Source organism: Tessaracoccus yangjingae (genome assembly GCF_055326235.1).
Window position 1 is genome coordinate 1 of sequence record NZ_JBUZNN010000017.1, and the last position, 20,077, is coordinate 20,077.

General features: G+C 70.8%; 18 protein-coding genes. 8 read left to right on the forward strand and 10 right to left on the reverse strand.

Going from position 1 to position 20,077, the window contains the following annotated elements:
- Positions 1-163 precede the first annotated feature (163 nt).
- The 5 genes from ACZK5D_RS15890 to pdhA all read right to left on the reverse strand — a co-directional run bounded on the left by ACZK5D_RS15890 (position 164) and on the right by pdhA (position 6,115).
- Positions 164-1,555 (reverse strand): IS1380 family transposase, encoded by a 1,392-nt coding sequence (locus tag ACZK5D_RS15890; protein WP_463665165.1) that lies wholly within the window; start codon positions 1,553-1,555, stop codon positions 164-166.
- Between the two features lie 213 nt (positions 1,556-1,768).
- Positions 1,769-2,314 (reverse strand): hypothetical protein, encoded by a 546-nt coding sequence (locus tag ACZK5D_RS15895; protein WP_463666005.1) that lies wholly within the window; start codon positions 2,312-2,314, stop codon positions 1,769-1,771.
- Positions 2,315-2,478: 164 nt separating this feature from the next.
- Entirely contained in the window at positions 2,479-4,035 is a 1,557-nt protein-coding gene (locus ACZK5D_RS15900; protein WP_463666006.1) for a dihydrolipoamide acetyltransferase family protein, read from the reverse strand.
- 8 nt (positions 4,036-4,043) lie between these two features.
- Positions 4,044-5,021, reverse strand: a complete 978-nt coding sequence (locus ACZK5D_RS15905; protein ID WP_458995896.1) for an alpha-ketoacid dehydrogenase subunit beta — start codon at positions 5,019-5,021, stop codon at positions 4,044-4,046.
- Complete coding sequence (gene pdhA / locus ACZK5D_RS15910; RefSeq protein WP_463666007.1) at positions 5,018-6,115, reverse strand: pyruvate dehydrogenase (acetyl-transferring) E1 component subunit alpha; 1,098 nt, start codon at positions 6,113-6,115, stop codon at positions 5,018-5,020. The genes ACZK5D_RS15905 and pdhA overlap by 4 nt, the downstream gene beginning before the upstream one ends.
- A 458-nt stretch (positions 6,116-6,573) precedes the next feature.
- Between pdhA and ACZK5D_RS15915 the strand changes: the two genes are divergently transcribed.
- Positions 6,574-8,697, forward strand: coding sequence for a bifunctional metallophosphatase/5'-nucleotidase (locus ACZK5D_RS15915; RefSeq protein ID WP_463666008.1), 2,124 nt, complete (start codon positions 6,574-6,576; stop codon positions 8,695-8,697).
- Between the two features lie 319 nt (positions 8,698-9,016).
- Here ACZK5D_RS15915 and argF read toward each other — a convergent pair whose 3' ends face one another.
- The 3 genes from argF to ACZK5D_RS15930 all read right to left on the reverse strand — a co-directional run bounded on the left by argF (position 9,017) and on the right by ACZK5D_RS15930 (position 11,582).
- Entirely contained in the window at positions 9,017-10,012 is a 996-nt protein-coding gene (gene argF, locus ACZK5D_RS15920; protein ID WP_458995893.1) for an ornithine carbamoyltransferase, read from the reverse strand.
- Positions 10,013-10,086: 74 nt separating this feature from the next.
- Positions 10,087-11,091: an NAD-dependent epimerase/dehydratase family protein gene (locus tag ACZK5D_RS15925; RefSeq protein ID WP_463666009.1), complete on the reverse strand. Its 1,005-nt coding sequence runs from the start codon at positions 11,089-11,091 to the stop codon at positions 10,087-10,089.
- A 32-nt stretch (positions 11,092-11,123) separates the two neighbouring features.
- Positions 11,124-11,582, reverse strand: coding sequence for a low molecular weight protein-tyrosine-phosphatase (locus ACZK5D_RS15930; protein WP_458995891.1), 459 nt, complete (start codon positions 11,580-11,582; stop codon positions 11,124-11,126).
- A gap of 95 nt (positions 11,583-11,677) precedes the next feature.
- Between ACZK5D_RS15930 and ACZK5D_RS15935 the strand changes: the two genes are divergently transcribed.
- The 7 genes from ACZK5D_RS15935 (at position 11,678) to ACZK5D_RS15965 (ending at position 17,933) form a co-directional block, all read left to right on the forward strand.
- The gene (locus tag ACZK5D_RS15935; protein WP_458995890.1) at positions 11,678-12,364 is read left to right on the forward strand and encodes a response regulator transcription factor; all 687 of its coding nucleotides are present in this window, start codon (positions 11,678-11,680) and stop codon (positions 12,362-12,364) included.
- Positions 12,361-13,782: a sensor histidine kinase gene (locus tag ACZK5D_RS15940; RefSeq protein WP_463666010.1), complete on the forward strand. Its 1,422-nt coding sequence runs from the start codon at positions 12,361-12,363 to the stop codon at positions 13,780-13,782. The genes ACZK5D_RS15935 and ACZK5D_RS15940 overlap by 4 nt, the downstream gene beginning before the upstream one ends.
- Positions 13,783-13,792: 10 nt before the next feature.
- Complete coding sequence (locus tag ACZK5D_RS15945; RefSeq protein ID WP_463666011.1) at positions 13,793-14,503, forward strand: AzlC family ABC transporter permease; 711 nt, start codon at positions 13,793-13,795, stop codon at positions 14,501-14,503.
- A gap of 55 nt (positions 14,504-14,558) precedes the next feature.
- Entirely contained in the window at positions 14,559-14,870 is a 312-nt protein-coding gene (locus ACZK5D_RS15950; protein WP_463666012.1) for an AzlD domain-containing protein, read from the forward strand.
- Positions 14,871-15,345: 475 nt separating this feature from the next.
- On the forward strand, positions 15,346-16,926 hold the full coding sequence (locus ACZK5D_RS15955; protein WP_463666013.1) for a LamG domain-containing protein: 1,581 nt from the start codon (positions 15,346-15,348) through the stop codon (positions 16,924-16,926).
- A 70-nt stretch (positions 16,927-16,996) separates the two neighbouring features.
- Positions 16,997-17,215 carry a DUF4332 domain-containing protein gene (locus ACZK5D_RS15960; RefSeq protein WP_458995885.1) on the forward strand — a complete coding sequence of 73 codons (219 nt, stop codon included), beginning with the start codon at positions 16,997-16,999 and terminating at the stop codon, positions 17,213-17,215.
- Between the two features lie 34 nt (positions 17,216-17,249).
- Positions 17,250-17,933 carry a DNA alkylation repair protein gene (locus ACZK5D_RS15965; RefSeq protein ID WP_463666014.1) on the forward strand — a complete coding sequence of 228 codons (684 nt, stop codon included), beginning with the start codon at positions 17,250-17,252 and terminating at the stop codon, positions 17,931-17,933.
- A gap of 91 nt (positions 17,934-18,024) precedes the next feature.
- Here ACZK5D_RS15965 and ACZK5D_RS15970 read toward each other — a convergent pair whose 3' ends face one another.
- Positions 18,025-19,371, reverse strand: coding sequence for an ATP-binding protein (locus ACZK5D_RS15970; RefSeq protein ID WP_463666015.1), 1,347 nt, complete (start codon positions 19,369-19,371; stop codon positions 18,025-18,027).
- Between the two features lie 5 nt (positions 19,372-19,376).
- On the reverse strand, positions 19,377-20,030 hold the full coding sequence (locus ACZK5D_RS15975; protein WP_463666016.1) for a response regulator transcription factor: 654 nt from the start codon (positions 20,028-20,030) through the stop codon (positions 19,377-19,379).
- Positions 20,031-20,077 lie beyond the last annotated feature (47 nt).

A 20,077-nucleotide genomic window follows, 5' to 3' on the forward strand; every position in this document is an offset into this window, starting at 1 on the left:
CCTCGATATTTCATGACGGGCGTGTGTGGGGCTGGTCGGCGCCGGTGGCGTCGGGGTTGTTCTGATTCTTGCAGGTGGGTGTGACAAGACCCCGCGTGACGTCTGCGGTGCGGGTTTCCAGGCCGGGAGCTGCCAGATTCAGAGGGTCATGTGGAGGACAGGGTCAGGTGGCTGGTGCCGGGAGGTTTCGGAGTCGGCTGATGCTGTCGATGATCAGCTCGGCCCAGCGGGATCGGTCGCTGAAGTGGACGACGGTGCGGCGGGCTCTTCTGGCGAGGGTCGCGGGGATGGTGTAGAGCCGGTAGCGGAGCCGTTTCGGTTCCCAGCGGCGGGCTTCATGACCGGCCAGCGCCAGCATCGCGCTCCAGGCCTGCAACTCGGAGGCCAGGGCGACGATCTGGCACCAGATCCGATTCTGGTCGAACCCGTGCAACGGGAGGTTGGCCAGGCCTGTGTCTTTCGCGATCCGGATCCGGTCTTCGCAGCGGGCGCGTCGACGATGCCTGAGCTCCAGCTGCTGGAGGGTGCCGAGGGTGGTGTTGGTGGCGAAGGCGGTGAGCCGGTAGCCGTCGACGTCGTCGAACCGCAGCTGAGCGCCGGGGTGGGGCCGTTCTCTGCGGACGATCACCCGCATCCCGGCAGGCCAACCGTCGAGATCCAGCAGTCCGGTGAAGTCAGCAAGATCGGCCCCCTCGCGAGCCTCGCCATCGCTGTTGAGGGCCGGCACCCAAACCCACTCAGGGACCAAGTGGTAGAGGTCGGGGGTGTCCATGGGGAGGGTGAACCCGACCGAGTACGCCACCCTGCGCCCGGTCAGCCACTTGGTGAACTCCTTCGTGCCGCCGGCCCCGTCCGCGCGGATCAGCACGCGGCGTCCGGGCCGCGGGTTCCGGTCGGGGAGCTGCGCGAGAGCTTGTTTGGTGACGGTGATGTGATCGGCGGCGGTGTTCGAACCGGCGTTCCCGGGGCGTAGGTGGACCTCCAGGGCTTCGCCGGTGCCCTCAGGTCCGTGGTCGGCGAACGCCAGCAACGGGTGGAACCCGAAGCCTCGCTTGAACGTCGCAGCCGCGCGCTGCTTCTCCGAATGGGCGGTGATCAACGACGCGTCCAAGTCGATGATCACCGGATCCTCGGCAGTCGACTCGTGGTCGGGGGCATGCTCACCGGCCAGGGCCCAGACCGTGGCGCGGGCCTGCTGCCTAGCTCCCGCGATCGCCTTGATGGCCTTGTCCGCATCCGCAGCGAGGGCCGCGATGAGCCGCGACACAGTCGGATCCGACGCCACCGGGCCGTAGACCCCTGGTTCAGCACGCAGGGTAGCGAGGTCACTCAACGCTTCACCGCCGAGCACCAGCGACACCGCCAGATCACAGACGATCTTGCCTGGGTCGTGGACCGCCAACGGTTTCCGCCACCGAGACAGCGCCTCCGACAGGGCCCGGTCCAGGCCGGCCGCGCGGATGGTTTCGGTCAGCAGGATCCCGCCAGCCTGCCCGACCGCGGTCACCTTCGCGGTATCGACATGAACCCTGGGATACGAGCCGGTACTCTTCACCTCGAAGGTGCTCCTTCTTGTTGGTCGATGTTTCTCTAGACAAGTCACATCATCCCAAGTCAGGGGCACTTTCGCTATCTCAGGCCACTACAGTCCACCCACCGTCATGAAAGCACGAGGTTAGCGCGCCGGAGGGAGGCGGATCCCCCAATCGCGGTGACCTGGGCCTCTGCCACGCATCACCCGCGACGGGTCATATGGGGCGCCGGCCCCTCACCCTCCCGGCAAGCCACGGCCAGCGGACCGGTCCCAGTCGGCCAGCAGCCACACGCTGGCCTCCGCGGCCCGGCGGAGCTGCGCGAAGGTGAGCTGATCCTCGCCGGGGAGCTCGCGCGCCACGCGCTGCACGGCGCCGCCGAGATCCTCCCAGCCGCTCTCCGGCTCAGGGGACGCACCCAGCAGGTGCGGGCCGGGCTGCTGCCCGGTGGCGTCGACGAGGATCTCCTCGAGGAGGCCCGCCTCGATCACGAAGTCGAGTGAGTCTCGGTGCACGCACTCCAGGATGGTCACCGACGTGGACACAGCCACGTGGAGCCGGGGCGCCCGACCCGCATCCGGCCATCCATCGAGGCCGAGCGAGGCACACAGCCGATCGGCCGCCATCGAGGCGGCCAGCAACCGGCGGAAGACGTCGAAGGCCGCGTCCCGCTGCGGCGGACCACCCATGCGCACCTCATGGAGCTCCCGGAGCAACCGCCGGTGGACGACGGCGAAGGCCTCGGGGCCGTGGGTGGCGGGCAGGTGGTTCGGGTTTCTCATGCTCCTGGGCCTTGGCCGGGCGGCCGCCCGAGGACCGGGCTCGGGAGCGACCGCTACGTGGAGGGGAGGACGGTGGGTGCGGCGTCTCCTCGTGGTGGGTGGGTACCTGCCTTGTACCCACAACCCGTCGGCCGAAACACCTACCCGACCGGCCTTCCCGCGGCTCAGAAGAGGAGCGCCAGCGCGGGCTCCTGGAGGATGGAGGCCACGTCGTGCAGGAACCGCGACCCCTGCTCACCGTCGACGATCCGGTGGTCGAACGCCACCGCCAGCGTGGTCACCCACCGCGGCACCACCCTCTCCTCCGCGCCGGAGCCCACCACCCACGGGCGGCGCTCGATGGAGCCCATGCAGAAGATGGCGGACTCGTCGCCGTTGATGATGGGGGTGCCCGCGTCGATGCCGAAGACGCCGACGTTGGTGATGGTGAACGTGCCGTTCGAGTAGTCGCCGGGCTGGAGCTTCCCGTCCCGCGACACCTGCACCAGCTGATTGACCGCCTGGCACAGCTGCAGCAGGCTGAGGTCCTGGGCCGCCTTGATGTTGGGCACCATGAGGCCGCGGGGGGTGGCGGCCGCGATGCCGAGGTTCACGTTGCCGTAGTAGACGATCTCCTGCCGCTCCTCGTCCCACGACGAGTTGAGCTCGGGGTTGCGCGCCAGCGCCAGACAGATGGCCTTGGCGTAGATGAGCAGGGGCGAGACGCGCAGCCCGGTGAACTCCCGGCGCGACTTGAGGGTCTCGACGAAGTCCATCGTGGCGCTGACGTCCACGGTGATCCACTCGGTCACGTGCACGTGCGTGCGGACGGAGCGGACCATGTTCTCGGCGGTCACCTTGCGGACGCCCTTGATCGGCACGCGCCGGTCCGCACGGCCCTGCTGGGGGTTGAACCCGCCCAGACCCTCCGTCGGGCCTTGTCCGCCGCCGAAGCTCGACCCGCTGAACGATGTGCCGGCGTGCGGCTGCCCGGCGCTCCCGGACGGGGCCTCGCCGAAGCGCGGGCCGGACGCCTGGAACGCCGCGTGGTCGTTGAGGATGCGCCCCTGCCTGGGCTGGTCGTCGAGGTAGCGGAACGCCGCGGCCGCCTCGACGTCGCGGCGGGTGATGGTGCCGTCGGGCCCCGTGCCCACCACCGTGCCGAGGTCCACGCCCAGGTCCGCGGCGTACTTGCGCACCGGCGGCTTGGCCCTCGCCGATCCGGGATCCGAGGCCAGCACCAGCTGAGACTCCGACGGCGCCCTGCCCGGGGTGGGCAGGGGATCGCCCTGCGCCTGCGCGTGGACGGCGCCGGCGGGGTGCACCTCGTCGGCGCGGCGCCCCGGCTCGTGCTGGCCGTAGGAGGCGTTCATGGCCTCGGCCGCGGAACCCTTGTCCGTGCCGTGGCCGCGACGTCGCCGCCTCGCGGGGCCGGAGTCCTGGGCGCCGTAACCCACCAGGTTGGGGCCGCCCTCGCTGTCAGCGGGGGGCGGCGCGTCGGCCACGCCGTCGTCGATCTCGACGATGGGGCTGCCCACCTCCACCGTGGTGCCCTCCGCGACCAGCAGCGCCGTCACCGTGCCCGCGTAGGGGGAGGGGAGCTCGACCAGCGACTTGGCCGTCTCGATCTCGACCAGCACGTCGTTGACCTCGATCACGTCACCCGCCGCGACCCTCCATGCCACGATCTCCGCCTCGAGCAGGCCCTCGCCGGGATCCGGCAGCAGGAATTGATGCTTCATCGGGGCTCCTAGTAGGCGAGGGATCGGTCGACGGCGTCGAGGATCCGGTCCACACCGGGAAGGTACTCCTCCTCGACGCGGGCCGGCGGATACGGCATGTCATATCCCGCGACGCGCTGGACCGGGGCCTCCATCACGTAGAAGAGGTCCTCGTGCAGCTTGGCCGCGATCTCGGCGCCCAGGCCGAGGGTCTTCGGCGCCTCGTGGACGACGACGGCGCGCTTCGTGCGGCGCACCGAGGACTCGATGGTCACCCAGTCGACGGGGCTGAGCGTGCGCAGGTCCAGCACCTCCAGGGACGTGCCCTCCTCTGCGGCCAGGGCGGCCGCGTCCATGCAGGTCTTGACCATGGGCCCGTAGGCCAGCAGCGTGGCGTCCGTGCCGTGGCGCACCACCTGCGCCTGGTGCATCGGGGCAGGGCGCGCCGAGAAGTTGACCGTGCCCTTGACGTGGTAGCGGCGCTTCGGCTCGAAGAACACCACGGGATCCTCGGACTGGATGGCCTGCTGGATCATCCAGTAGGCGTCGTTGGCGTTGGAGCAGGTGACCACCTTGAGCCCGGGGGTGTGGGCGAAGTACGCCTCGGGGGATTCGGAGTGGTGCTCGATGGCCCCGATCCCGCCGCCGTAGGGGATGCGGATCACCATGGGCATCGTCGTGTGGCCGCCGGTGCGCATGTGCAGCTTCGCCACCTGGGTGACGATCTGGGAGAAGCCGGGGAACACGAAGCCGTCGAACTGGATCTCCACCACCGGGCGGTAGCCGCGCATGCACAGGCCCACCGCGGTGCCGATGATGCCGGACTCGGCCAGCGGCGAGTCCACCACCCGGTTCTCGCCGAACTCGTCCTGCAGCCCCTCGGTGATCCGGAAGACGCCGCCGAGCTTGCCGATGTCCTCGCCGGCCAGCAGCACCTTCGGGTCCGCCTGCAGCGCCCGTCGCAGCCCCCGGTTGAGGGCCTTGGCCATGGTCAGGGTCTCGCTCATGCGTCCTCCCCGAAGCTCGCCGCGAACTCGGCGTACTCGCGTCGCTGCGCCTCGAGGGCGACGGTGGGCTCGGCGTAGACGGTCTCGAAGAGCCTGTCCATGGTGGTGTTCTCCATCAGGGGGATCGACGCGCGGGCCTCGGCCCCCAACTCCTTGGCCTCGGCGTCGACGGCGGCGAACCACGCGTCGTCGACTGCCCCCTCCGCGCGGAGGTAGGCGGTGAGGCGGGCGATGGGGTCGCGGCCCCGCCACTCCTCCTCGTCCGAGCGCTCGCGGTACTTGGTGGGGTCGTCGGAGGTGGTGTGGGCGCCCATGCGGTAGGTGAACGCCTCGATGAACGCCGGGCCCTCGCCGGCCCGCGCCCGCGCCATGGCCCAGTCGGTGACAGCCTTGACGGCCAGCACGTCGTTGCCGTCCACCTGGATGCCGGGGAAGCCGAAGCCCTGCGCGCGTTGGAACAGCGGGATGCGCGACTGCAAGGCGATGGGCTCCGAGATGGCCCACTGGTTGTTCTGGCAGAAGAACACCACCGGCGCGTTGTAGGAGGCGGCGAACACGTAGGCCTCGTTGACGTCGCCCTGACTGGCCGCCCCGTCGCCGTGGTAGACGATGACGCCGGCGTTCTGATCGTCGTCGTGGTTGCCGACGGCGCCGTCGAGCTGGAGCCCCATGGCGTAGCCGGTGGCGTGCAGCGCCTGGCAGCCGATGACGATCTGGTAGTTCTTGAAGGAGTCGAGCTTCTCCCAGTAGCCCCCGTTGGTGCCGCGGAACAGGGACAGCATGTTGGTGAGCGGGACGCCGAGCACCATGGCGACGGCGTGCTCGCGGTACGAGGGGAACACGACGTCCGCGGGGCGCAGAGCGTGGGCCGATCCCACCTGCGCAGCCTCCTGGCCGATGAGCGGGGTCCAGAGCCCGAGCTCGCCGTGCCGCTGGAGGGCGGTGGCCTCCGCGTCGAAGCGGCGGGCGAGGATCATGTCGCGGAGGTAGCCGACCAGGTCCGCAGTGGTGCCGGTGAACCTGAACTCGTCGTGCTCGACGCGCCGCCCGTCGGGGGTCAGCAGCTGCACCATGTCCTGGCTTTGACCGCGCACGCGGCCTCCTTCCACTAACTTACGCATCCGTAGCTTACGCCAGCGTAGCTTAAGCCTTCGGCCTCTCCGGCATCCATCTTCGCGCCCAACCGGCCGCTCCGGGCCCCTCTCGCATACCTTCCACGCGGCCGCCGCGGACTTCGCATACCTTCGCCGGGACCGCCGCGGACTTCGCATACCTTGGCCGTCTTCGCATACCTCCGGCGCGGCCGCCGCGGACTTCGCATACCTTGGCCGTCTTCGCATACTCAATTGGGTGTGCAAAGACGGCGAAGGTATGCGAAGACGAGCCCACGGGCAGAGCGCCTGTGCGAGGTCGTCGGTGAAGCCTCGGTGACCGCAACGTAAACGACACGAGAACTGCTTGACCAGAGCGCCAGAACCCCCCAGAGTGGGCCAGGACCCATTTGTTTCGCGATGGCCCATTCAGTGCCGACCGCCTCACGCAACGGAGAGACATGTTCATCCTGACCAGGAAGGTCGCGGCCACCGCCGCCGCGACGGCCCTCGTGGCGAGCGGCCTGGTGGCCACCGCCGTCGCCCCCCAGGCTCACGCCGCCCTCCGCGAGTGTGTCGCGGCCAACGCCACCGAGACCGTGACCGTCTTCGCGTTCAATGACTTCCACGGCCGGGTCGTCGACGACTCGAAGCCGCTCAGCGACGCCACCGCCTACCTCGCCGGGCGCCTCTTCACCCCCGTCGAGCAGGCGCGCGTGGCCCAGGGCGACGACAACGTGGCCTTGATCTCCTCGGGCGACAACATCGGCGCCTCGACGTTCGTGTCGATGATCGCCGACGACACCCCCACCCTGGACATCCTCAACGAGGCGGGCGTCGAGGCGTCCACCGTCGGCAACCACGAGTTCGACAAGGGCTGGAACGACCTCGCCGGGCGCGTCGTGCCGGAGGCGCAGGGCTTCGACTACCTGGGCGCCAACGTCTACGACAGGGGCACCACCACGGTGGCCGCCCCGCTCGAGGAGTACGCCATCCTGGAGAAGGCCGGCCTGAGGATCGCCGTCGTGGGCGTGGTCACCAGCGACCTCCCCTCCCTGGTCTCCCCCGCCGGCATCGCCGACCTGACCATCGGCAACCCCGTCGAGGCCATCAACCGGGTCACCGACGAGCTGCTGGACGGCGACGCGGCCAACGGCGAGGCCGACGTGGTGCTCGCCTCGCTGCACGAGGGCGCCGCGCTGTCGTCGCAGACCGCCGAGGCCAACGCCGCCGCCAGCGCCGCGTTCGACGAGATCTACCGCGACATCGATCCCCGGGTGGAGGCCATCTTCAACGCCCACACCCACCAGCGCTACACGTTCAGCACCGCCGACGGCCGCCCGATCATCCAGGCCGGCTCATACGCCTCGCACCTCGGCAGGCTGGACCTCGTGGTGGACACCACCGCCAAGGGCGTGTGCTCGGCGGCCTCCTCCACCGTCGCAGCCGCCGCCACCTCCGACGAGTCGCTGCCCGCCATCAAGGCCGTCAACGACATCGCCCGCGCCGCCTACGACGTCGCGATGGTCGAGGGCGCGCAGGTGGTGGGCGAGTCCTCCGCCGCGATCTCCACCCCCGGCACCGGCAACGCCGACACGCGCAACACCGAATCGCCGATGTCCAACCTGGTGGCAGAGATGTTCCACGAGGTGCTCGGCGGCGGAGACGACGAGTTCATTGGCCTCCAGAACCCGGGCGGCACCCGTGACTCGTTCAACGCCGGCGACGTGACGCTCCGCGAGGCCGCGCTCACCCTGCCGTTCGCCAACTCGTTGTTCACCACCCAGGTCACCGGGGCCCAGTTCACGAAGGTCCTCGAGCAGCAGTGGCAGCGGAACCTGGCCGGGGTGGTCCCCTCGCGGGCGTTCCTCCAGCTCGGCCTGTCGAAGAACGTCACCTACACCTACGACGAGTCGCTCCCCGAGGGCTCGCGGATCACGTCGGTGAGCATGAACGGCGCCCCGATCGACCCGGCGAAGCTCTACACGGTCGGCGGCGGCTCGTTCCTGATCAGCGGTGGCGACAACTTCCACGAGCTCGCCAAGGGCGTGAACACCCGCGACACGGGCCGCGCCGACCTTGAGGCGTGGACCACCTGGATCGGCGAGCAGGGCCTGCTGTCCCCGGACTACTCCAAGCGCGGGGTGTCCGCCAAGCTCGCCGCCGGCGCCCTCGTCGAGGGTGGCGCGGCGCTGACCTTCTCGTTCGGGGCGCCGCTAGCCGGCGGCGTTGCACCGCAGACGCTCGACATGTACCTGCTCGAGGGCGAGAAGGTCTCGCCTCCGCTGGCGAACACGACCATCGCCGCCTTCCTCGGCGACGTGCAGGTGGGCTCCGGCACCGTGACCGACGGCGCGGGGACCGCCAGCGTGCGGCTGCCCAAGGGCACCGCCGTGCCGGCCGGCGCGCAGACGCTCCGCTTCGAGGTGTCGGCGTCGGGCACGGAGATCTTCGTGCCGGTCGACGTCGAACTGGTCGACGATGGCACTGACGGTGGCACTGACGGAGGGACCGACGGCGGAACTGACGGCGGCAAGCCGACGCCTCCCCCGGTTCGGCCGGGCTTGCCGTCCACTGGCAACTGACAGCCCACACGACGGGGGGCCGGGTGTCTCACCCGGCCCCCCGTCGTCGTTGAGCCTGACACGGCTGTCGCTGGCGGCGGTTGAGCCTGACACCGCTCTCGCTGGCGGCGGTTGAGCCGGAAACCCAGGTCAACTCACGAATCACCAGATTTGAACGCTCCAAGCGCGTTGAGGGCCGTTTCAGGCTCAACGCACCCCGCCAGAAGCCGTGTCAGGCTCAACGCACCCCACCAGAAGCCGTGTCAGGCTCAACGCACCCCACCAGAAGCCGTGTCAGGCTCAACGCGACGGCGGGGGTCAGCCGGCGGTTGGGCGGGGGTCAGCCGGCGAGGGTGGCCACCAATACGGCCTTGATGGTGTGCATCCGGTTCTCGGCCTGGTCGAAGACCACGCTGGCCTCCGACTCGAACACCTCGTCGGTCACCTCGACCCCCTCGATCCCGAACTCCTCCTTCAGCCCGCGACCCACGGACGTGTGCAGGTCGTGGAAGGCCGGCAGGCAGTGCAGGAACTTCACGTCGGAGTTGCCGGTGGCGCGCATCAGCTCGGCGTTGACCTGGTACGGCCGCAGCAGCTCGATCCGCTCGGCCCACACCTCCTTCGGCTCGCCCAGCGACACCCACACGTCGGTGTAGACGAAGTCCACCCCCGCGACACCGGCGGCCACGTCGTCGGTCACCGTGATCCGCGCCCCCGTCGTCCGGGCCAGGCGGCGCGCCTCGGCCACAACGGAGTCGGAGTTCTGCTGCGACACGGGTGCCACCATCCGCACGTCCATGCCCATGAGCGCGCCGCTGATCAGCAGTGAGTTGCCCACGTTGTTGCGCGCGTCGCCGAGGAAGGCGAACGAGATCTCCTCCAGCGGCTTGCCGCAGTGCTCGATCATCGTGAGCTGGTCGGCGAGCATCTGGGTGGGGTGCCAGTCGTCGGTGAGCCCGTTGTAGACGGGCACCCCCGCGTGGGCTGCGAGCGTCTCGACGACGTCCTGGCCGGAGCCGCGGTACTCGATGCCGTCGTACCAGCGGCCGAGGACGCGGGCCGTGTCGGCCGCCGACTCCTTGTGCCCGATCTGGGAACCCGATGGGTCGAGGTACGTCGTCATCCCGCCCTGCTCCGCCACCGCGACCTCGAACGCGCAACGGGTGCGCGTGGAGGTCTTCTCGAACAGCAGGGCCACCTTCCTCCCGACGAGGCGGCGCTCCTCGCGGCCCTCGCGGCGCTGCAGCTTGAGCTCGGCGGCCAGGTCGAGGAGCCCTCGCCACTCGTCGGGGGTGAAGTCCAGTTCCTTGAGGAAGCTGCGGCCCTGCAGGCTCATCGTCGGCGCCTTTCGCTCGCGATCGGGAGGAGCACACAGGGTACCGCGAGGCCGCCGCGGCCCGGCCGCCCGGGTCAGACGGCGCGCGCGTGCGCGACGAGCCGGTCGAAGCCCGCGTCCAGCTCCGGATCGACCACCTGCCGGTCGGGGTGGGCGTCGTACCAGGCGATCTGCTCGGCCACCGCCTCGTCGTAGGTGATCGTCGGGTTGAACTCCGGCACCAGAGCGCGCAGCTTGGAGCAGTCGAACACCATGGAGTGCGCCTTGTCGCCGATCAACCCGTCGCCCACCTCGGGCAGGGCCCGGGCGATGGTCTCCGACGCCACGTGCACCAGCTCGGGCGCCGCGACACCCGCGGCCCGCGCCAGCCAGGTGTAGATCTGGTCCCAGGTGGGCGCGTGCGTGCCCATGATCTGGAAGCTGTCCCCCACGGCCGCCGGATTGCCGAGCAGGCCGACGAAGCCGACGGCGAAGTCGTCGGAGTGCGTCAGGGTCCACTGGGTGGTGCCGTCGCCGTGGACGACCACCGGCTTGCCGGCGCGGAACCGGGCCACGTCGGTCCAGCCGCCGGTGGTGGGGATCAGCGTCCTGTCGTAGGTGTGGGACGGGCGCACGATGGTGGCCGGGAAGCCGTGGTCGCGGTACTCGGCCACCAGCAGGTCCTCGCAGGCGATCTTGTTGCGCGAGTACTCCCAGAACGGGTTGCGCAGCGGCGTCGACTCGGTCACCGGCATCCTCGACGGCGGCGTCTGATAGGCCGACGCCGACGAGATGAACACGTACTGTCCGGTGCGACCGGCGAAGCGGGCGACGTCGCGGGCCACGTGGTCCGGGGTGAACGCGAAGAACTGGGCCACGGCGTCGAACTCACGCTCACCGAGGGCGGCGTCGACGGCGGCGTCATCGTGCACGTCCGCGACCAGCGTCTCCACCTCTGCCGGGAGCGACCGGACGCCGGAGCGGCCGCGGTTGAGGACGGTGACGCGGTGCCCGAGCCGCACGGCCCGGGTCACGCTGGCGTGGCTGATGATGCCGCTTCCGCCGATGAACAGAAGGTCCTGGGGGTTCCGGGTTGTCATGCCCGCATCCTGCCACCTGACCCGGCGGTGCGTCAGCGCCGCGACACCGCCAGGAGCACGCCGTCGACGGCGGCCTCGATGTCGGCCAGCGTCCGTTCGAAGCCCTCCTCCGTGCCGTACCAGGGGTCGATGAGCGCCTCACCTGTGGGCTTGTCCGGGTTGAAGTCGTTGATCAGCGCGATGTTGGTGGCCCCGGGCGCGATCCGCAGCAACCGGTCCACGTGCAGCTGCTCGGCGGCGATCACCAGGTCTGCCGTCTTGATCTGGGCGGCTCCGATCTTGCGGGCGGTGTGCCCGGAGGCGTCGTAGCCGGCCCGCTCCAGGGTCCGGGCGGCGCGGGGGTCGATGGGGTTGCCCACCTCCTCGCTGGAGACGCCGTAGCTCTCGATCCTGATGTCGAGACCCTGCTGGTCAGCGCGGCGGCGGGCCACCCGCTCGGCCATCGGGGAGCGGCAGATGTTGCCCCAGCAGACGAAGAGAACCGTGGTCATGGCGGACACCATACCCACGCGAGTCGGGAACGCCGAGCCGTGGTGATGGTGGGTAGGATGAACCCCTGAGGCGGCGAGAGCGATGGGGGCTGATCATGCAGATCCTGGTGGTTGATGATGATCAAGCGGTGCGTGATTCGCTCGCCCGCTCGCTGACCTACACCGGCGACGACGTGCAGACGGCCGCGGACGGTATCGAGGCCCTTGCCAAGCTGGTGAGCTACACCCCCGACGCGATCATCATGGATGTGATGATGCCGCGCCTCGACGGCCTCGAGACCACCCGGATGCTGCGCGACGGCGGCAACGACACCCCCATCCTCATCCTCACCGCACGGGACGCCGTCGGGGACCGCGTGGACGGGCTGGACGCCGGCGCAGACGACTACATGGTCAAGCCGTTCGCCCTCGACGAGCTCCTCGCGCGCCTGCGCGCCCTCACCCGCCGCTCGAAGCCGGCGGCAGAGGCGGAGTCGAAGGTGCTCACCTTCCAGGACGTCACGCTGGACACCCAGCACCGCGAGGTGACCCGGGGTGGGCAGCACATCTCACTGACCCGCACCGAGTTCGCACTGCTGCAGGTGTTCATGGAGAACCCGCGGCGGGTCATGGAGCGCAACACGCTGCTCAACGAGGTGTGGGGCTTCGAGTTCCCCACCACCGCGAACTCGCTCGAGGTCTACATCGGCTACCTGCGCCGGAAGACGGAGACGGGTGGCCGCCCCCGGCTCATCCACACGGTGCGGGGGATCGGCTACGTCCTGCGTGAAACTCCCCCGTGATCGGGAGTTGGTGGATCCGGATCCGCCGCGGCGTCGGCCGCCTCGTCAGTGGCCAGTCCCTGCAGTGGCGGCTGGCCCTCCTCACGGGCATCAGCGTCGCCCTGTCGGTGGTGGTCATCGGGGCCACGTCGTACGGCGTGACGCGCTGGTCGCTGCTCGAGCAGCTTGACCGCGAGCTGGTGGGCGTGGCTCAGACAGCCTCTGCGGCCATCTCGTCGAACGTGTCGAACATGGGCGGGTTGTCGGCGGACCTGCTGGGCTCGTCGAACGGCCTCCTGGCGCTGGTGGCGGCCGACGGCCTGGCGAAGCAGGTCCCTGGGCAGCCCGTCGCGCTCCCCGCGGGCGCGGAGGAGATCGCGGTGGCGCGGATGCAGACCGGGTCCTCGGCCCGCACGCTGGACGCCGACGGCACCACCTACCGCGTGGTGTCCGTGCCGATGACGGTGGACGGCGCGTTCTACGCGGTGATGTACGGGCGGCCGACGGTGGCGCTGGAGTCCACGCTGTCGTCGCTGTGGCTGTCGCTGCTGGCGGCGGGCGCGCTGGGCGTGGTGACCACCACCCTGGCCGCGCTGTGGGCCGCCCAGGCGGTGCTGGCCCCGGTGAGGCGCCTGTCGCAGGCGGTGAAGTCCGTCACCCAGACGGACCAGCTCAACCCCATCCGGATCTACGGCCGCGACGACCTCGGTGAGCTGACCAAGTCGTTCAACCTGATGCTGCGCTCGCTGCAGACGTCGCGGGAGCAGCAGCGCCAGCTCATCGCCGACGCCGGCCACGAGCTGCGCACCCCCCTGACGTCCATGCGCACCAACATCGAGCTGCTGCTGGCCGACGACACCTCCGGCATGCTCCCCGAGGGCGCCCGATCGGTGATCCTCGGGGACGTGGCGGCCCAGCTGGGCGAGTTCTCGGCTCTGGTGGGAGACCTCGTCGCCCTCACCCGAGACGACCACCTGCTGCGGCCCCACGAGCCCCTGGACATGGCCGAGGTGACGGAGTCCGCCATCGAGCGCGCCCGCCGTCGAGGCCCCAACATCACCTTCGACGTGTCCCTGGAGCCCACGCCGGTCATGGGCGATCCGTCGACGCTGGAGCGGGCCATCACCAACCTGCTGGACAACGCGGTGAAGTTCTCGCCCTCGTACGGCACCATCGTCGTCACGCTGGAGGACGGCACCCTCACCGTCGTCGATGAGGGCCCGGGCATCGCCGACGAGGACCTCCCGCTCATCTTCGACCGCTTCTACCGCTCGGACAGGGCGCGCAACACCCCCGGCACCGGCCTGGGGCTCTCGATCGTGGACCACACGGCGCGCGTGCACGGCGGGTCGGTGCGCGCCAGCAACGACCCGGACCGGGGCGCCAAGTTCGTCATGCGGCTGCCGGTGATCGCCGAGGCCACCGAGACCGTGCAGTGAGGCCCGTGCGGTGAAGGCTCTGACCCCCGCGCAACGGCGCGGGCTGTCCGTGGGCGTCGCGACGGGGTTGTACGGGATCTCGTTCGGGGCGTTGGGTGTCGCGGCGGGGCTGTCCGTGGCCCAGGCGTGCGCGTTGAGCCTGTTGATGTTCACCGGAGGGTCGCAGTTCGCCTTCGTGGGCGTGGTGGGCGGGGGCGGGGCGCTGGCGTCGGCGACGGCGGCCGCCTCCCTGCTGGGGGTGCGCAACGCGGTGTACGGGGTCACGGCCAACGCGATGCTCCGGCCGCACGGCTGGCGCCGGTTCGCGGCGGCACACCTCACCATCGACGAGTCGATCGCGACGGCCTCGGCAGCGGAGGACGCGAACGAGGAACGACGGGGGTTCTGGGCAGCCGGTGTCGCGGTGTTCGCGCTGTGGAACCTGTTCACCCTGGTGGGGGCGCTGCTGGGTGACGCCCTCGGCGATCCCAAGGCGTGGGGGCTCGACGGCGCCGCGGTCGCGGCCTTCCTGGGCTTGCTGTGGCCGCGGCTGCGGGGGCGCGAGCCTGTCGCCGTCGCCGTGGTGTCGGCGGTGGTGACGGTGCTGGTGGCTCCCCTGGTTCCGGCCGGGATCCCGATCATCGTCGCCGCCGGTGTCGCGGTGGCGATGACGCTGGCCCGGCCTCGGGGCGCGACGAGCGTTGCGCAGCCGATCGACGCCGATAAGGACTCCCGACCATGAGGGGCCGCGCGCCCGGCGCCGTTGAGCCCATCCCTGCCGGGAAGGATCCCCGATCATGACGATGTGGCTGTGGATCCTCGCCGCCTGCGCCATCGCCTACGCGACGAAGCTGGTCGGCTACCTGCTGCCGGAGCGCTGGATGGAGAGCCCCTGGGTGACCAGGCTGTCCCATGGCGTCACCGTCGGCCTGCTCGCCTCCCTGGTGGCCACCAACGCCTTCATCACCGGCACGGCCGTCGCGCTCGACGCCCGCGTCGTCGCGCTGCTCGCGGCCGGGGTGGCGCTCGTCCTGCGCGCCCCGTTCCTCGCCGTCGTGGTGATCGGAGCCGCCGCCGCGGCCCTGGCCCGGCTGGCGGGCCTCGCCTGAACCGTCAGCGATGTCCACACCCTTGTCCACAGGTGTGCACAAGTTACGGCCGTGTAATTCACCGGTGCGCCGCCCTGGCGACCAACCCGCCGGAGGCGGGGCTGGCCGGCGGATCTGGTGCCGACTACGACACCACATCTGCCACCTAGCGTCGGCGCAGGCATCCCCGTCCCGATGTGGACGTGCCAGGTCGCCGATTTGGTGCGCCGCAGGCAGAACATGATCAACCTGTCTCTCCCCACGTGCTCCACCACAGGACGGCTCCGACGAGCAACAACGCTCCGGCTAGGGGTGTCAGTGCCGGCCCGGGTGCTCGGGCACCGCTACCTGCGATGGAGGACCTGACGAAAGTAGGCAATCCCGCGCCGTGCGGCGTGGCGAAGTCCGGCGACTGTTAGCTTCCGGTCACGGGAATGCCGGGCTGACAAGGATGGTTGTCGGCCTCTCCGCCTCACCCACAGCGAAAGGTCCCCCGATGTCTCCACGGTCCGCAACGTTCGCGCCGCTCGCCCTCCTCATGAGTCTCGTGGTCGCCGCCACCAGCCTCGGCGTCGTCGCGTACACCCCGCCGGCGGTCGCCTCCCCCACCTGGCAGGTCACCTTCCGCGATGACTTCAGCGGCAGCGGCCTGCCGAACCCAGCGCACTGGCAGCTCACCCTGGGCACGTCCTACCCCGGCGGGCCGGAGAACTTCGGCACCGGCGAGATCCAGACCATGACCGCCGATCCCAGCAACGTCGACGTGCGCAACGGCAACCTGTACATCACGCCGCAGCGCGACTCGGCCGGGGCCTGGACCTCGGCCAGGGTCGAGTCCGTTCGCGCCGACTTCAAGCCGCCGGCCAACGGCGTGATGCACGTCGAGAGCCGGCTGCAGATGCCCAACGTGACCGGCCTCGAGGCCCGGGGCTACTGGCCGGCGTTCTGGATGCTCGGCAGCCCGTACCGCGCCGACCGGTGGTCCTGGCCGAGGATCGGCGAGGTCGACATCATGGAGAACGTGCAGGGCCTGAACTGGACCTACAACGTGCTGCACTGCGGCGAATGGGGCAAGGCGCCCTGCAACGAGCCCGAGGGCATCAACAACGGCGACGCCAACAACAACGGGGCCCCCTGCCTGGTGACCACGTGCCAGGAGGCCTTCCACACCTACGGGTTCGAGTGGGACACCTCCGGCGCCGTCGACCAGATGCGCTGGTACCTCGACGGTGCGCAGACCTTCTCGGTGGCCGAGACGGACGTCACCCCGACGATCTGGAACGAGATCTCCCAGCACGCCGGGTACTTCATCATCCTCAACGTCGCGATGGGTGGCGCCTTCCCCAACAAGCTCAACCCCGGCGAGGCCGGCCCGCTCCCCTCCACGCGTCCGGGGGTCCCGATGGTGGTCGACTACGTCGAGGTCAAGTACTCCGGCGGAGAGAGCCAGCCGAGCCCCACGCCCACCGCCTCCCCTGCCCCTTCGACGTCCCCGGCGCCCACCACGTCACCCGCACCCACCACCTCCCCCAGCCCCACACCCTCCACCCCACCAGGCTCAGGCCCCTCGAACCTGCGGGTCACCGGCACGACGGGCAACAGCATCACCCTCGGCTGGGACGGACCTGACGGCAGCTACGACGTCCTGCGCTCGGGAGTGCGGATCGCCACCGTGACTGGGCGGACCTTCACCGACCTCGGCCTCCTGCCCGACACGCCCTACCTGTACTCGGTGCGCGCCGGAGGGATCACCACCCCCGTCCTCACCGCGACACTCGGCTCCCAGCCCGGAACCAGCGCCACCCCGACGCCCACCTCCGCGCCCTCCCCCACCGCGACCCCGACGGGCGGCGCTCCCAGCAACCTCCGGCTGGCCGGCACCACCCCGAGCACGGTGACCATCGCGTGGGACGGCCCCGTCGGCGTCGAGTACCAGATCCTGCGGTCCGGCATCCAGATCGCGACGTCGACCACGCGCACGTTCACCGACGGCGGCCTCATGCGCGCGACCCCCTACCTCTACTCGGTCCGCTCGGGCGGCGTTACGACCCCCGTGCTGACCGTCGTCATTCCCTGATCGGGGGCGTGCCGCCCGGATACGATGGAGGAGTCCAACGACGGACGGCACAACCTTCAAGGGAGCTGTGATGGCATCCGTAGAGAACGACCTCGCCAGGATCAAGGGCATCGGACCGAAGTACGCCGAGATGTTGAAGAGCATCGGCGTGGACTCGGTCAAGGAGCTCCGGCACCGCAACCCCGAGCACCTCAAGGAGATGATCGAGACGCGCCACGGCCCGGTGATCGGCCTCTCGCTGGCCGAGTGCCAGGACTGGGTGGATCAGGCCAAGGCACTCGACGCCTGAGAGAATCGGGCCTCACACCACGACGGGAGACTCCATGACCCAGGCGGCAACCACCAGCACGACAGTGGCCGGTCTGATGGACGAGCTGAGGGCCATGGAGGACCCGAAGATGCGGGCCATCAACGAGCGGCACGGCGACCACCACGGCGTGAACCTCACCAGGCTGCGCGCCGTCGCGAAGCGGGTAAAGGGCAACCATGAGCTCGCCGTCGAGCTGTGGTCCACCGGCGATTCAGCCGCCCGGCTCCTCGCCCTGCTCATCTGCCGGCCGAAGCAGTACTCACTCGACGAGCTGGACGCGATGCTGCGTGACGCGGGCGGCCCGAAGGTGCAGGACTGGCTGATCAACTACGTGGTCAAGAAGAGCCCACACGCGGAGGCGCTGCGCCCGGCCTGGTTCGCTGACGCTGACCCCGTCGTCGCGAGCGCCGGCTGGGCGCTGACCAGCGAGCGGGTGGTGCGGAGCCCCGAGGGCCTCGACCTGCCCGGGCTGCTGGACCAGATCGAGGCGGAGATGGCGGAGGCGCCGGACCGGCTGCAGTGGGCGATGAACTACTGCCTGGCGCAGATCGGCATCGAGAACCCGGATCTGCGGGAGCGCGCCGTCGCGATCGGCGAGCGCCTGGGCGTGCTGCGGGACTACCCGACGGCGCCCGGCTGCGTCTCGCCGTTCGCGCCGATCTGGATCGCGGAGATGGTGTCGCGGAAGAAGGCCTAGCCGCGCCGGTCACCTGCCGGCGCGGAGCCCGGTCACGGACGGGCCCAGTCACACCGTGCGAGGCAGGTGGCTCAGACGCCGAGCTTGCGAGTCAGCCCTGCCGCTCCTCGACGGCCGGCAGTGACACCGTCGCCCGCAGCCCGCCCAGCTCCGACTCCCCCAGGGTGACGTCGCCGCCGTGGTCGCGGGCGATCTCGCGGGCGATGGCCAGGCCCAGGCCGCTGCCGCCCGCCTCGCGCTCGCGGGCCTCGTCGAGCCGCACGAACCGCTCGAAGACGCGCTCCCGGTCCGCGGCCGGGATGCCCGCGCCGTCGTCCTCCACCACCACCTCCCCGTCCGCGACACTCACCCGCACCAGGCCCCGGGCGTGCCGCGCCGCGTTCTCCACCAGGTTGCGCACCACGCGGCCGACGGCGGGGCCGTCGACCCACGCCGTCCCGCTTCCCCGCACCTCCACCGCGACACCGGTCCGCCCTCCGGCCACCGCATCGTCGACGAGCCCCGTCAGGTCCGTCGCCTCCCGCCGCGACCCCGTCGCCCCCACCCGCGCCAGCAGCAGCAGGTCGTCCACCAGCGCCTGCATCCGCAGCACCTGGGGCGCGAGCTCGGCGGCCAGCTCGCCGCTCGTGAAGGCGGCGGGGTGCGCCTCCGCCACCTCGACGACCGCCCTGAGCGACGAGATCGGCGAGCGCAGCTCGTGCGCCGCGTCCTCGACGAACCCCCGCTGCCGGGCGGCCGCCCGGTCCAGGCGGTCCAGCATCTCGTTCAGTGTCCGCGCCAGCGCGCCCAGCTCGTCGTCGGCGGCCGGCACGGGCAGCGCCCCCGGACCGCCCTCGCGCGCCACCCGGGCGGCGGCCACCCGCAGCTGCTCCACGGGCCTGAGCGCTCGGCCGAGCGCGAGCCAGATCACGCCCGCCAGGAGCAGCGTCAGCGTGGGCACCACCCCCACCAGCGACACCCGCAGCGCGCGCAGCACCCCCTCCACGTCGCGCAGCGGCAGCGCCACCACCACCGTCACGGGCTCACCCCGCCACTCGGCGGCCTGGGCCACCACCCGCGCCCGCTCGTCGTAGGCGGTGCGCATGGTCGCCGGGCCGTCCGCGAGCGCGGCCAGATCCGACTGCGACACGAGCGGCAGCGTCCTGCTCGCGTTGGCTGAGCTGGCCACCACGAGCCCGTCGGCGTCGAGCACCTGGGCGATCTCGCCCGCCTCGGCCACCGGAAGAGGATCGGGGAGCCGGTCGTCGGCAACCAGCCGCGACACCGTCAGTCCGCGCGCCGCAGCGGCCTCGTCCAGCGCGGCCACCCGGCTGGCAGACACCACCGACGACAACGCCACCGCCCCCAGCGACAGCCCCACCGCCAGCAGCCCCGCCGTCACCAGGGTGAGCCGGAGCCGCAGCGAGAGCCCGCCCCACCGTCGACGCTCCCCGGGCACGACGATCAGCCCACCACTCGGTAGCCGGCGCCCCGCACGGTGGCCACGACGTCTCGGCCCAGCTTCCGCCGCAGGTAGCCCACGTAGACCTCCACCACGTTGAGGTCCTCGCCGGTGCCGTCCCACACGTGGTCGCGCAGCTCCACCTTCCCCACCACCCGGTCCGCGTGCCGCATGAGGTACTCCAGCAGCGCCAGTTCGCGGGCGGTGAGCTCGACGGGGTGGCCGTCCAGGGTCACGGTGCGCGCGGAGGGGTCCAGCACCACCGCCCCGACGGCGAGCAGCGGCGGCCGCGCCTCCGCCGGCCTGCGCACCAGCGCCCGCAGCCGGGCGACCAGCACCACGAACGAGAAGGGCTTGGTGAGGTAGTCGTCTGCGCCCAGGTCCAGGGCGTCGGCCACGTCGTACTCGCCGTCCTTGGCGCTCAGCATGAGCACCGGCGTCCACACCTGGCGCTCGCGCAGGGCCGACACCACCGCGTAACCGTTGCGCCCGGGCAGCATCACGTCCAGCACGACGGCGTCGTAGTCGCCGTGCGTGGCCAGCGAGAGGCCCGTCTCGCCGTCGTGCGCGACGTCCACCACGAACCCCTCCGCAGCCAGACCGCGCTGCAGCGCCCGGGTGAGCCCCCGCTCGTCGTCGACCACCAGTACCCGCACGCCCCCATCCTGCCAGCGGGTCCCCCGCCGGGGCGGCGGCTCTCAGC

What these genes read in the sequence shown, in the direction of transcription:
- ACZK5D_RS15895 (WP_463666005.1), bottom strand. Translation starts at nt 2,314, where the DNA reads ATGAGAAACCCGAACCACCTGCCCGCCACCCACGGCCCCGAGGCCTTC.
- ACZK5D_RS15935 (WP_458995890.1), top strand. Translation starts at nt 11,678, where the DNA reads ATGCAGATCCTGGTGGTTGATGATGATCAAGCGGTGCGTGATTCGCTC.
- ACZK5D_RS15925 (WP_463666009.1), bottom strand. Translation starts at nt 11,091, where the DNA reads ATGACAACCCGGAACCCCCAGGACCTTCTGTTCATCGGCGGAAGCGGC.
- argF (WP_458995893.1), bottom strand. Translation starts at nt 10,012, where the DNA reads ATGAGCCTGCAGGGCCGCAGCTTCCTCAAGGAACTGGACTTCACCCCC.
- ACZK5D_RS15905 (WP_458995896.1), bottom strand. Translation starts at nt 5,021, where the DNA reads ATGAGCGAGACCCTGACCATGGCCAAGGCCCTCAACCGGGGGCTGCGA.
- ACZK5D_RS15900 (WP_463666006.1), bottom strand. Translation starts at nt 4,035, where the DNA reads ATGAAGCATCAATTCCTGCTGCCGGATCCCGGCGAGGGCCTGCTCGAG.
- ACZK5D_RS15955 (WP_463666013.1), top strand. Translation starts at nt 15,346, where the DNA reads ATGTCTCCACGGTCCGCAACGTTCGCGCCGCTCGCCCTCCTCATGAGT.
- ACZK5D_RS15965 (WP_463666014.1), top strand. Translation starts at nt 17,250, where the DNA reads ATGACCCAGGCGGCAACCACCAGCACGACAGTGGCCGGTCTGATGGAC.
- ACZK5D_RS15960 (WP_458995885.1), top strand. Translation starts at nt 16,997, where the DNA reads ATGGCATCCGTAGAGAACGACCTCGCCAGGATCAAGGGCATCGGACCG.
- ACZK5D_RS15950 (WP_463666012.1), top strand. Translation starts at nt 14,559, where the DNA reads ATGACGATGTGGCTGTGGATCCTCGCCGCCTGCGCCATCGCCTACGCG.
- ACZK5D_RS15930 (WP_458995891.1), bottom strand. Translation starts at nt 11,582, where the DNA reads ATGACCACGGTTCTCTTCGTCTGCTGGGGCAACATCTGCCGCTCCCCG.
- ACZK5D_RS15915 (WP_463666008.1), top strand. Translation starts at nt 6,574, where the DNA reads ATGTTCATCCTGACCAGGAAGGTCGCGGCCACCGCCGCCGCGACGGCC.